This window comes from Streptomyces sp. NPDC028991, from assembly GCF_055564775.1.
Genome location: NZ_JBVHVP010000019.1, coordinates 27,484 through 39,963 on the forward strand (window position 1 = coordinate 27,484; position 12,480 = coordinate 39,963).

Annotated in this window: 8 protein-coding genes; 2 read left to right on the top strand and 6 right to left on the bottom strand. The window is 71.3% G+C overall.

All coding sequences use genetic code 11. The annotated features are described in order from the left end of the window. Window positions 1–25: 25 nt before the first annotated feature. The 6 genes from serA to ACZ4V1_RS28480 all read right to left on the bottom strand — a co-directional run bounded on the left by serA (window position 26) and on the right by ACZ4V1_RS28480 (window position 10,117). Window positions 26–1,615 (bottom strand): phosphoglycerate dehydrogenase, encoded by a 1,590-nt coding sequence (serA, locus tag ACZ4V1_RS28455; RefSeq protein WP_468341426.1) that lies wholly within the window; start codon window positions 1,613–1,615, stop codon window positions 26–28. Between the two features lie 267 nt (window positions 1,616–1,882). Next, window positions 1,883–2,881: a ketol-acid reductoisomerase gene (gene ilvC / locus ACZ4V1_RS28460; protein ID WP_386317775.1), complete on the bottom strand. Its 999-nt coding sequence runs from the start codon at window positions 2,879–2,881 to the stop codon at window positions 1,883–1,885. 117 nt (window positions 2,882–2,998) lie between these two features. Then, entirely contained in the window at window positions 2,999–3,523 is a 525-nt protein-coding gene (ilvN, locus tag ACZ4V1_RS28465; protein ID WP_121749334.1) for an acetolactate synthase small subunit, read from the bottom strand. A gap of 21 nt (window positions 3,524–3,544) precedes the next feature. Next, window positions 3,545–5,389 carry an acetolactate synthase large subunit gene (locus tag ACZ4V1_RS28470; RefSeq protein WP_468341431.1) on the bottom strand — a complete coding sequence of 615 codons (1,845 nt, stop codon included), beginning with the start codon at window positions 5,387–5,389 and terminating at the stop codon, window positions 3,545–3,547. Between the two features lie 256 nt (window positions 5,390–5,645). Beyond that, window positions 5,646–8,783, bottom strand: a complete 3,138-nt coding sequence (locus ACZ4V1_RS28475; RefSeq protein WP_468341434.1) for a putative bifunctional diguanylate cyclase/phosphodiesterase — start codon at window positions 8,781–8,783, stop codon at window positions 5,646–5,648. Window positions 8,784–9,175: 392 nt separating this feature from the next. After that, on the bottom strand, window positions 9,176–10,117 hold the full coding sequence (locus ACZ4V1_RS28480; protein ID WP_468341437.1) for a 2-hydroxyacid dehydrogenase: 942 nt from the start codon (window positions 10,115–10,117) through the stop codon (window positions 9,176–9,178). A gap of 76 nt (window positions 10,118–10,193) precedes the next feature. On the opposite strand from ACZ4V1_RS28480, the gene ACZ4V1_RS28485 reads away from it, so the two are divergent. Both ACZ4V1_RS28485 and ACZ4V1_RS28490 read left to right on the top strand, forming a co-directional pair. After that, the gene (locus ACZ4V1_RS28485) at window positions 10,194–11,192 is read left to right on the top strand and encodes an aldo/keto reductase (RefSeq protein ID WP_468341441.1); all 999 of its coding nucleotides are present in this window, start codon (window positions 10,194–10,196) and stop codon (window positions 11,190–11,192) included. A 93-nt stretch (window positions 11,193–11,285) separates the two neighbouring features. Continuing rightward, window positions 11,286–12,455 carry a PQQ-dependent sugar dehydrogenase gene (locus tag ACZ4V1_RS28490; protein WP_468341444.1) on the top strand — a complete coding sequence of 390 codons (1,170 nt, stop codon included), beginning with the start codon at window positions 11,286–11,288 and terminating at the stop codon, window positions 12,453–12,455. Window positions 12,456–12,480 lie beyond the last annotated feature (25 nt).

Here is a 12,480-nt window from a genome sequence, read left to right on the forward strand (position 1 = left end):
GGGCAGCGCCCCCGGAGCCGGTCGCTCAGACCAGGTTCACCGACCGGGCCGACGTCGCGCCGATCTCCGCCGCGACCTCCGCCAGCACCCCGGAGGGCACCGTGTCGTCGACCGTCAGCACGGCCAGCGCCTCGCCGCCGACCGTCGCGCGGGCCACCTGCATGCCCGCGATGTTGATGCCGGCCTCGCCGATGACGCGGCCGACGGTGCCGACGACGCCGGGACGGTCCTCGTAGCGCAGGACGACCATGTGGTCGGCGAGGGCGAGGTCCACGTCGTACTCACCGACGGCGACGATCTTCTGGAGGTGCTTGGGGCCGGCCAGCGTGCCGGAGACCGACACCTCCTCGCCGTCCGAGAGGGTGCCGCGCACGGTGACGACGTTGCGGTGCTCCGGGGACTCCGAGCTGGTGGTCAGCCGGACCTCCACGCCGCGCTCCTGGGCGAACAGCGGGGCGTTGACGTAGGAGACGGTCTCGTCGACGACGTCCTCGAAGACGCCCTTGAGGGCGGAGAGCTCCAGCACCTTCACGTCGTGCTGGGTGATCTCGCCGTAGACCTCGACGTCGAGGCGGACGGCGACCTCGCCGGCCAGTGCGGTGAAGATACGGCCGAGGCGCTCGGCGAGCGGCAGGCCCGGCTTGACGTCCTCGGCGATGACGCCGCCCTGGACGTTGACCGCGTCCGGGACCAGTTCGCCGGCGAGGGCGAGGCGGACCGACTTGGCGACGGCGATGCCGGCCTTCTCCTGGGCCTCGTCGGTGGAGGCGCCGAGGTGCGGGGTGGCGACCACCTGGTCGAACTCGAAGAGCGGCGAGTCGGTGCAGGGCTCCTTGGCGTACACGTCGAGACCGGCGCCGGCGACGCGGCCCTCCTTGAGCGCCGAGTACAGCGCCTCCTCGTCGACGATGCCGCCGCGCGCGGCGTTGACGATGCGGACGCTCGGCTTGACCTTGCGCAGCGCCTCGTCGCCGATCAGGCCGAGGGTCTCGGGGGTCTTCGGCAGGTGGACGGTGATGAAGTCGGAGACCTCGAGCAGCTCGTCCAGCGACAGCACCTTGACGCCCATCTGCGCGGCCCGCGCGGGCTGCACGTAGGGGTCGTAGGCGACGACCTTCATGCCGAAGGCCGACATGCGCTGCGCGACGAGGGCGCCGATGCGGCCCAGGCCCACGACACCGAGGGTCTTCTCGGCGAGCTCGACACCGGTGTACTTGCTGCGCTTCCACTCGCCGTTCTTGAGCGCGGTGTTGGCCTGCGGGATGTTGCGTGCGGTGGCGACGATCAGACCGCAGGCCAGCTCGGCGGCGGTCACGATGTTGGAGGTCGGGGCGTTGACCACCATGACGCCGGCCTTGGTGGCGGCGGAGACGTCCACGTTGTCCAGGCCGACTCCGGCGCGGGCGACGACCTTGAGCTTCTTCGCGGCGGCGATGGCCTCGGCGTCGACCTTGGTCGCGGAGCGGACCAGGATCGCGTCCACCTCGGCGATGGCGGGGAGCAGTTCGGCCCGGTCCGCGCCGTTGCACTGGCGGATCTCGAAGTCGGGGCCGAGCGCGTCCACGGTCGCGGGCGACAGCTCTTCGGCGATGAGTACGACGGGTTTCGAGCTCACGTGAGTCCTCACAAGTCCAATGCGGACGGCCGTCCCGACGGCCGCAGGCGGTGGAGGGTTGGTGGCCGCGTGGAAGACGCACGACGCTGTGGGCCTGACGCGTATGTTGTGCAGCAGTCTAGTGGCGCGGCGGCGGGCGTCCTGCGCCTCTGCGGAAGGATCACCCGTCCGTGGCCGGACGGGTTGGACAACGCCGCGCGTACGACGTCACCCGCGGTTCGCCGAAGGGGCCGGAGCGGCTTCGCTCCGGCCCCTCGGGCGTGAGGCTTACGCCTCCTCGTCGACCCAGCTCATGAGCTTGCGCAGCTCCTTGCCGGTGGTCTCCAGCAGGTGCTCGGAGTCCTGCTGCTTGTACTCGTTGTACTTCTTCAGACCGCCGTGGTACTCGTCCATCCACTGCTGGGCGAACGTGCCGTCCTGGATCTCGGCGAGGACCTTCTTCATCTCGGCCTTGGTGGCGTCGGTGATGATCCGCGGACCGGTGACGTAGTCGCCCCACTCGGCGGTCTCGGAGATCGACCAGCGCATCTTCTCCAGGCCGCCCTCGTACATGAGGTCCACGATCAGCTTCAGCTCGTGCAGGCACTCGAAGTAGGCGATCTCCGGCTGGTAACCGGCCTCGGTCAGGGTCTCGAAGCCCGCCTTGACCAGCGCGGCCGTGCCACCGCAGAGGACGGCCTGCTCGCCGAACAGGTCGGTCTCGGTCTCCTCGGTGAAGGTCGTCTTGATGACGCCGGCGCGGGTGCCGCCGATGCCCTTCGCGTACGACAGGGCCAGCGCGAAGCCGTTGCCCGTGGCGTCCTGCTCGACGGCCGCGATGCAGGGAACGCCGCGGCCCTCCTCGTACTGACGGCGCACCAGGTGGCCCGGGCCCTTGGGGGCGACCATGCAGACGTCCACGCCGGCCGGGGGCTTGATGAAGCCGTAGCGGATGTTCAGGCCGTGGCCGAAGAACAGCGCGTCGCCGTCCTTCAGGTTGTCCTTGATGTGCTCCTCGTAGACCTGGGCCTGGATCGGGTCCGGGACGAGGATCATGATGACGTCGGCCTCGGCGGCGGCCTCGGACGGGCTCACCACGCGCAGGCCCTGCTCCTCGGCCTTGGCCTTGGACTTGGAGCCCTCGTGCAGACCGACGCGCACGTCGACGCCGGAGTCGCGCAGCGACAGGGCGTGGGCGTGGCCCTGGCTGCCGTAACCGATGACCGCGACCTTGCGGCCCTGGATGATGGACAGGTCGGCGTCGGCGTCGTAGAACAGCTCGGCCACTGGGTTCTCTCCTTGTGTGCAGGTGTTGCGTCCCACCGTATGCCGGTGAGGGGAAGGGAAGGCTCGGGGTCTCGGAATGCGGGCGGCCGGACTGTCGCCGACCGCCCGTTTCCGTCGTTATGCGGACCGGTCGAGTGCGCGCAGCGAGCGGTCCGTGATCGAACGGGCGCCGCGGCCGATGGCGATCGTGCCGGACTGGACGAGTTCCTTGATGCCGTACGGTTCCAGCATCTTGAGCATGGCGGACAGCTTGTCGCTGCTGCCGGTGGCCTCGATGGTGACGGCCTCCGGGGAGACGTCGACGGTCTTGGCGCGGAAGAGCTGGACGATCTCGACGATCTGCGAGCGCGTCTCGTTGTCGGCGCGCACCTTCACCAGGACGAGTTCGCGCTGGACCGCCTGGGTGGGCTCCAGCTCGACGATCTTGAGCACGTTGACCAGCTTGTTGAGCTGCTTGGTGACCTGCTCGAGCGGGAACTCCTCGACGCTCACCACGATGGTGATGCGGGAGATGTCGGGGTGTTCGGTGACGCCGACGGCGAGCGAGTCGATGTTGAAGCCGCGGCGGGAGAACAGGGCGGCGATCCGGGCGAGGATGCCGGGGGTGTTCTCCACCAGGACGGAGAGCGTGTGCTTGGACATGATCTCTTCGGTCTCTCTCGCTCAGTCGTCTTCGTTGTCGCCGAAGTCGGGGCGGACGTCCCGGGCGGCCATGATCTCGTCGTTGGAGGTGCCGGCAGCGACCATCGGCCAGACCATCGCGTCCTCGTGGACGATGAAGTCGACGACGACGGGACGGTCGTTGACGGAGTTGGCCTCCTCGATGACCTTGTCGAGGTCGGCGGGGTCCTCGCAGCGGATGGCGTAGCAGCCCATGGCCTCCGACAGCTTCACGAAGTCGGGGACGCGGGTGCCGCGGGCGTTCGGATTGACGTCCTCGGGACCGGAGTGCAGGACGGTGTTGGAGTACCGCTGGTTGTAGAACAGGGTCTGCCACTGGCGGACCATCCCGAGGGCGCCGTTGTTGATGATGGCGACCTTGATCGGGATGTTGTTCAGGGCGCAGGTGGTGAGTTCCTGGTTGGTCATCTGGAAGCAGCCGTCGCCGTCGATCGCCCAGACGGCCTGTTCGGGCGCGCCGGCCTTGGCCCCCATGGCGGCCGGGACGGCGTAGCCCATGGTTCCGGCGCCGCCGGAGTTCAGCCAGGTGGCGGGCCGCTCGTACTGGACGAAGTGCGCGGCCCACATCTGGTGCTGGCCGACACCGGCCGCGAAGATCGTGCCCTCGGGCGCCAACTGCCCGATGCGCTCGATGACCTGCTGCGGGGAGAGCGATCCGTCCTCGGGCTGGTCGTAGCCCAGGGGGTAGGTGTCGCGCCAGCGGCTGAGGTCCTTCCACCAGGCGGTGTAGTCACCCCTGTTGCCCTCGCTGTGCTCCTTCTGGACGGCCTGCACGAGGTCGGCGATGACCTCCCGGGCGTCGCCGACGATCGGCACGTCGGCGGCGCGGTTCTTGCCGATCTCGGCCGGGTCGATGTCGGCGTGGACGATCTTGGCGTACGGGGCGAAGCTGTCCAGCTTGCCGGTGACTCGGTCGTCGAAGCGGGCTCCGAGGGCGACGATCAGGTCGGCCTTCTGCAGCGCGGTGACGGCGGTGACCGCACCGTGCATGCCCGGCATTCCCACGTGCAGCGGGTGGCTGTCGGGGAACGCGCCGAGCGCCATCAGGGTGGTGGTGACGGGCGCTCCGGTGAGTTCGGCGAGGACCTTCAGCTCGGCCGTGGCCCGCGCCTTGAGCACGCCGCCGCCGACGTAGAGCACCGGGCGCTTGGCGGTGGTGATGAGCTTGGCGGCCTCGCGGATCTGCTTGGCGTGCGGCTTGGTGACCGGGCGGTAGCCGGGCAGGTCCATGACCGGCGGCCAGGAGAAGGTGGTCTTCTTCTGGAGGGCGTCCTTCGCGATGTCGACCAGGACCGGGCCCGGGCGGCCGGTGGCGGCGATGTGGAACGCCTGCGCGATCACCCGGGGGATGTCCTCGGCCTTGGTGACGAGGAAGTTGTGCTTGGTGATCGGCATGCTGATGCCGACGATGTCGGCCTCCTGGAAGGCGTCCGTGCCGATCGAGGAGGACGCCACCTGGCCGGTGATCGCGACCAGCGGCACGGAGTCCATGTGCGCGTCGGCGATCGGGGTGACCAGGTTGGTGGCGCCGGGGCCGGAGGTCGCCATGCACACGCCCACCTTGCCCGTGGCCTGCGCGTAGCCGGTGGCCGCGTGGCCGGCGCCCTGCTCGTGGCGGACCAGGACGTGGCGGACCCTGGTGGAGTCCATCATCGGGTCGTACGCCGGAAGGATCGCACCGCCGGGAATGCCGAATACCGTGTCGGCGCCGACCTCCTCGAGAGAGCGGATGAGGGACTGCGCACCCGTGACGTGCTCGGGGGCGGACTGTCCTCCGGATCGGGGCCGCGGCTGCGGGTGATGGGCCCCGGTGGCCTGCTCGGTCATCGGCATTCTCTTCTCGATGCTGAGGGTTTTGATGCTGGGGTTTTTGCGAGGTTTCGGGCGGTGCGTGACTGTTGCTCGGCGACGCTGGTGCAACAAAAAACCCCTCGTGCCATAAGGCAAGCGAGGGGAGCGCGTCGGGTGTGGGTCGCCGGGAGTCCGGGTCGGTCCGGACATCACCAGCTCAGCCGACGCGCTTTCCAAGTACGAGAATTCGGGTGCGCATGGCACTGACCCTCCCCCCGACGCGCACCCACTGTCAAGTGGGTGGGACGGGAGTCTCATCATGTGAGCGGAGGGCCGTGCCACCACCCATGACGGCCGGCAGCGCGGAGCCGACACCACCGGCGACCTGACCGGCGCCGCCGCCACCGACCCCCGTGCCGACCCCCGGTCCGCCTCCCTTGCCGACCCCGGTACCGACCCCCGGTCCGCCTCCCGTGCCGACGCCCTTGGCGTACACCCCCGCGCCACCGCCTGCGAAGGCCGGTTCGGCCGGTCCGTGCGGCACCGGGTAGTGGCCGGTTTTGAGCGCCCGGCGCAGCCGGTACTCGTCCAGCGGCCCGGAGAAGGCCATGCCCTGCCCGTGTGTACAGCCCATCGCGCGCAGGGCGACGATCTGCTCGGGCAGGTCCACCCCGTCGGCCACGGACTTCAGCCCGAGGTCGGTGGCGATGCGCAGCAGACCGCTGGTGATCTTGTGCAGCCGCGCCGACTCGACGACGCCCTCGATCAGGCCGCGGTCGAGCTTGAGGACGTCCACGGGGAGGCGCCGCAGCGCGGTGATCGCCGCGTAGCCGCTGCCGAAGCCGTCGAGGGCGATGCGGACGCCCACCCGTCGCAGGGCGTTCAGCCGGCGGTCCAGCTCGTCCAGGCCGACCCGTGGATCGATGTCCGACAGTTCGATCACGAGTGAGCCGGGTGGCAGGCCGTGCCGGGTCAGCAGCGCCTCCACCGACCCGAGCGGCATGGAGCGGTCCAGCAGCCGACGGGCGCCGATGCGTATGGCCACGGCCACCGGCAGCCCGGCCGCCGTGCGTTCGGCGGCCTGCTCGACGGCCTCCTGGAGCACCCAGCGGTCCAGTTCGGCGGTCTTGTCGCCGTCCTCGGTCACGCGCAGGAACTCGGCGGGGGTGAACAGCACCCCCTGAGAGGAGCGCCAGCGCGGCTGGGCACAGACGGACGCGATCCGGCCGTCCGCCAGGGAGACCACCGGCTGGTGCAGCAGCGCGAACTCGCCGTCGTGCAGAGCGGCCCGCAGGCGCGTGGCCAGCTCGGCCTTGCGTACGACGTCCTGCTGCATCTGTGGCCGGTACAGCTCGACGCGTCCCTTGCCACCCGCCTTGGCCCGGTACATCGCGAGGTCGGCGTTGCGCAGCAGCTCGCCCGCGCCGAGGCCGGGCTCGGCGAAGGCGACCCCGATGGAGGCGTTGACCCGGACATCGTTGCCGTCGATGAGGTAGGGCTGCGAGAGCGTCAGCCTGAGACGGTCGGCGAGTTCCAGGATGTGCCCCTCGCGGGCCGCCCGGTCCCGGGCGCCGTCCCCGACGATCAGGGCCGCGAACTCGTCGCCGCCCAGCCGGGAGGCGGTGTCCCCCTTGCGGACGGCCTCGTGGAGTCTGCGGGCGGCCTGCACGAGCAGCTCGTCGCCGGCCTGGTGCCCGATGGTGTCGTTGACGGCCTTGAAGCCGTCGAGGTCGATGAAGAGCACGGCCGTACCGCGCAGGGCGGCGCCGCGGTCGGAGGCACGGCGCCCGGACAGGGCCTGCTGGACGCGCCGGGTGAACAGGGCGCGGTTGGGCAGGTCGGTCAGCGGGTCGTGTTCGGCGTTGTGCTGGAGCTGCGCCTGGAGGCGCACTCTTTCCGTCACGTCCCGGCTGTTGAAGATCAGACCGCCATGGTGACGGTTGACGGTGGACTCGACGTTGAGCCAGCCGCCGTCCCCGGAGCGGAAGCGGCACTCGATGCGCGTGGTGGGTTCCTCGACCGGGCTCGCGGCGAGGAACCGGCGCACCTCGTGCACCACGCAGCCGAGGTCCTCCGGGTGGATCAGACCGGCCAGTTCGCTGCCGACGAGTTCCTCGGCGGGGCTGCCGTAGACGCCGGCGGCGGCCGGGGAGACGTAGCGGAGGATGCCGTTGGGCGCGGCGATCATGATGACGTCGCTGGAACCCTGCACCAGGGAGCGGAAGTGGTTCTCCTTCTGGGCCAGTTCCTGGGTGAGGGTGATGTTGTCGAGCAGCATGATGCCCTGCCGCACGACGAGCGCGAGCACCACGGTGCCGCCGGTCAGCAGTACCACGCGGTCGACGCTTCGGCCGTTGAGGACGTTGTAGAGGATGCCCAGGGTGCAGACCGCGGCGGCGAGGTAGGGCGTGAGCGCGGCCAGTGACCCCGCGATGGGCCGGGAGGCCGGATAGCGGCCGCGCTCGCCCCCCGGGCCGGGCACCGGTGCGGGCGCGGGCTGGTGACCGGTGCCGCGCTGTCCGGGCACGTGCTCGCGCACCACGCGCGTGTGCCCACCGGTCCCTTCCTCGTCCGACGGCCGACCCCGCCGGGACGCCGCCCAGGGCGCGTAGGCGAGCAGCAGCGAGCCGGCGAACCAGCCCGCGTCGAGCAACTGGCCCGAGCGGTAGCTGTGGTGCAGCAGCGGCGAGGTGAACAGGGCGTCGCAGACCACCGTCAGGGCGAGTGCCCCGATGGCGGTGTTGACCGCCGACCTGCAGACGGGCGACCGCCGGAAGTGCAGGGCCAGCACCATGCTGACGAGGGCGATGTCGAGCAGCGGGTAGGCCACCGAGAGCGCGGAGTGCGCCACGCTGGAACCGCCCTCGGCCTTGGCCGCCTGGGCGAGCGCCAGGCTCCACGCCAGAGTCACCAGCGAACCGCCGATCAACCAGGCGTCCAGGCCCAGGCAGATCCAGCCGGCCTTCGTCACCGGACGCTTGGCCAGCACCAGCAGCCCCACGATGGCGGGCGGCGCGAAGCACAGGAAGAACAGGTCCGCGTAGCTGGGACTGGGCACGGGCTGGCGCAGGACGACCTCGTACCACCCCCAGACCAGATTGCCCAGGGCCGCCATGGCCGAGGAGAGGGCGAACAGCAGCCAGGCCGGTCGAAAGCGGACCCGGCGCCCGCGGGCGTAGACGAAGCAGGAGACCGCGGCGGCCGCCGCGGCGGCGCTCAGCCCGAAGTCGCCCATGATCTTGGCGACGTAGTCCGAGCCCCAGCCGAACGCGGAACCGACGGCGTATCCCGCGCAGGCCAGGGCCAGCGCGAGCTGGCGGACGAGGGCCGGCCCGCCGGCGGCGGCCGACGGCCGGGGCAGCAGCGGTCCGGGCGAGGGCTGCGTCCGCAGCGCTCCGTCCAGGACGGGCGTGGGGGGCGGCGGACTCACCGGGGCCTCCCGGTCCGGGCCGCTCCCGTGTCCCGCGGGCCCCGGTGCGCCGGCTGCGCCTGCCTCCTGCGGCCGCTGTGCCGACGCTGTTGAGGACCGCACTGACCGCGACCGTGCCGGTCCCGTCTGCGCGTGGTCGTGGTCGTGCGCCAGGGTCGCCGGCGGCGGCTCCGCCGCGTCGGGTCGTTCGTCCATAGGCCGTGCATCGCCCGTCGCCCCCCTCACAGTCTGAGATGTTCGTCCCCGGCGCCGAACGGTGCGCGGCGCATCCCCTGTCGGACGATACACCAGTCTCGTCACTCAGGGACATAGGTTCTCTACGCTCCGTGACGACCAGCGGATATGCGCGTACCCACCGCATCCGGGGAGTTGCGGAGGGTACCTGAAACGGATTACGCGCCCGTCGTCAGGATCACGTTGCGCAACGGCTCCCGGTTCACGAACCGGCTCAACTGGTCCACCAGCAGCCGCTTGGCGCGCGGCAGGAAGGCGGAGGTCGGCCCACCCGCGTGGGGGCTGACGAGCACGCCCGGAGCCTGCCACAGGGGGTGGCCCGGCGGCAGCGGTTCCGGGTCGGTCACGTCGAGGGCGGCGGTGAGACGCCCGCTCTCCAGTTCGGCGAGCAACGCCTTCGTGTCGACGACGGGGCCGCGCGCGACGTTGACGAGCAGCGCGCCGTCCTTCATCCCGGCCAGGAAGTCCGCGTCGACCAGGCCACGGGTGGCCTCGGTGAGCGGCGTGGAGACGATGACGACATCCGCCCGCGGGAGCAGCGCGGGCAGTTCGGTGAGCGGATGCACCGGGCCGCGCGCCGTGGTGCGGGCGGAGCGCGCGACGCGCACTACCGGCGCGACCTCGAACGGCACGAGCCGGTCCTCGATCGCGGCGCCGATCGAGCCGTACCCGACGATCAGCACCTTGCGGTCGGCGAGCGCGGGCCGGAACCCGCCGAGCCACTCACCCCGGTCCTGCGCGCGGACGAAGTCGGGAATGCCGCGCAGCGACGCCAGGATCAGGGTCAGGGTGAGCTCCGCGGTGCTGGCCTCGTGGACGCCGCGGGCGTTGCACAGCCGTACGCCCGCGGCCAGGTGCCCGAGCCCGGGCTCCACGTGGTCGATACCGGCGGAAAGGGTCTGGACGACCTGCACGGAGCGCATCCGGGGCAGCGGGCGTACGCCGACGCCGCTGGGCTTCATGTAGGGGACGACGTAGAACGCGCAGTCGGCCGGGTCGGCGGGGAACTCCTCTTCACCGTTCCAGAAGCGGTAGGCGGGACCTTCGGGGAGGCCCTCGATCTCGTCCGGCGGGATGGGCAGCCACACGTCAGGAGTCATGGTCAGGAGGCTATGTCAGGGGCGCGAAACGGCAGAGGTTAGGTTGGGTGGCCTGACGAGGGAGGGTCACGACCAGGTGGAGCGCAGGACGATCGGCGCGACGGCACTCTCGGTGGGGGCCGTCGGACTGGGGTGCATGCCGATGAACTGGGCGTACAGCGCGTCGCGGCAGCGCGGCGAGGAGTCGGTCAGGGCGGTGCACCGCGCCCTCGACCTGGGTGTCTCCCTGCTGGACACGGCGGACATGTACGGCCCGTTCACCAACGAGCTGCTGCTGGGACGGGTGTTGAAGGAGCGGCGGTCCGACGCCTTCGTGTCGACCAAGGTCGGTCTCCTGGTGGGCGATCAGCACATCGTGGCCAACGGCCGTCCCGGCTACGTGCGGCGTGCGTGCGACGCCTCGCTGCGCCGGCTGCAGACCGACGTCATCGACCTCTACCAGCTGCACCGCGCCGACCCCGAGATACCCGTCGAGGAGACGTGGGGCGCGATGGCGGAGCTGGTCCGGGCCGGGAAGGTACGGGCCCTCGGGCTCTGCGCGGTCGGCGCGCGGTCGGCCCGCCGGCCGGGGTCCCGGCTGCACGACGCGACGATCCGGCAACTGGAGCGGGTGCAGCAGGTCTTCCCGGTGAGCGCGGTCGAGGCGGAACTGTCGGTCTGGTCGCCTGAGGCGCTGCGGACGCTGCTGCCGTGGTGCGTCTCGCGCGGGGTCGGTTTCCTCGCCGCGATGCCGCTCGGCAACGGCTTCCTGACCGGCACGCTGACGCCGGGGCAGGGCTTCGAGCCGGAGGACCTGCGCGCCCGGCACCCCCGGTTCACCGCCGAGATGATGGCGGCCAACCAGCCGATCGTGGCCGGCCTGCGCCGGATCGCGGCCCGGCACGGCGACTCGGTCACACCGGCGCAGGTGGCGCTGGCCTGGGTACTGGCGCAGGGCCGGCACGTGGTGCCGGTGCCGGGCACCAAGCGGGAGCGCTGGGTGGCGCAGAACGCGGGGGCGGTGGAGCTGCGGCTGACCGAGCGGGATCTGGCGGAGGTGCGGGGGCTGCCCGCGGCGCAGGGCTCGTGGGAGTGACTCCCGCGATGGCCGGGTTCGGAATCCGGCGATCGGGAACTTGGAGGGCGCGTGCGGTGTATGACAAGGAGAACCCGCCGCGTCGAAGGGACCATGATCGTGCAACGACGAGCCGTGTCGGCCGTGTTGGCCACCGCCGCCCTGCTGCTGACGGCAGGCTGCTCCTCCGGCGGCGGAGAACCGTCGGGCGCGGACGGGAACACCTCGCCGAGCCGTACGGCGGCGCAGTCCTCGCCCCCGGGCTCGGCCGCCGAGCGGACGCCGCCCGCCAAGGGCTCCGTGGAGGTGGTCCGCACGGTCACCACGGGGTTGCGGAGCCCCTGGGGTCTGGCGCCGCTGCCGGGCGGTGACCTGCTGGTCTCCTCCCGTGACGAGGCCACGGTCACCCGGGTCGACGAGAAGACGGGCGAGAAGACGGAGCTGGGCGAGGTGCCCGGGGTGTCGCCGGCCGGCGAGGGCGGCCTCCTCGGCATCGCGCTCTCCCCGGACTACGCCTCGGACCACATGATCTACGCGTACTTCACCTCGGCCTCGGACAACCGCGTCGTGCGCATGCTGTACGACGAGAAGAAGCCGTCCGGTGAACAGCTGGGCGCGCCGGACACGGTCTTCCGGGGCATTCCCAAGGGCGTCGTCCACAACGGCGGACGGATCGCCTTCGGCCCCGACGGGATGCTCTACGCGGGCACGGGCGAGAGCGGTGACACGGGCCTGTCCCAGGACAAGGAGTCCTTCGGCGGGAAGATCCTGCGGATGACGCCGGAGGGCGACCCGGCGCCCGGCAACCCCTTCCCCGACTCCGCGGTGTACTCGTACGGCCACCGGAACGTGCAGGGGCTGGCCTGGGACGACAGGCAGCGGCTGTTCGCCTCGGAGTTCGGGCAGAACACCTGGGACGAGCTGAACGCGATCAAGCCGGGCGACAACTACGGCTGGCCGGAGGCGGAGGGCGAGTCCGGCGGCTCGCGGTTCCACGACCCGCTCGCCCAGTGGAGTACCGACGAGGCCTCCCCCAGCGGCATCGCCCACGCCGAGGGCTCCGTGTGGATGGCAAGCCTGCGCGGCGAGCGGCTGTGGCGCGTCCCGCTGAAGGGCACGGAGACCGCCGCCGACCCCCAGGCGTTCCTGGCGGGTGAGTACGGCCGGCTGCGCACGGTCGTCCCGGCGGGCGGCGACAGGCTGTGGCTCATGACCAGCAACACGGACGGCCGGGGCGACGCGAAGGAGGGCGACGACCGGATCCTGGAGCTCAAGGTGACCTAGTGCGGCGCAGGGGCGCAGGTGGCGC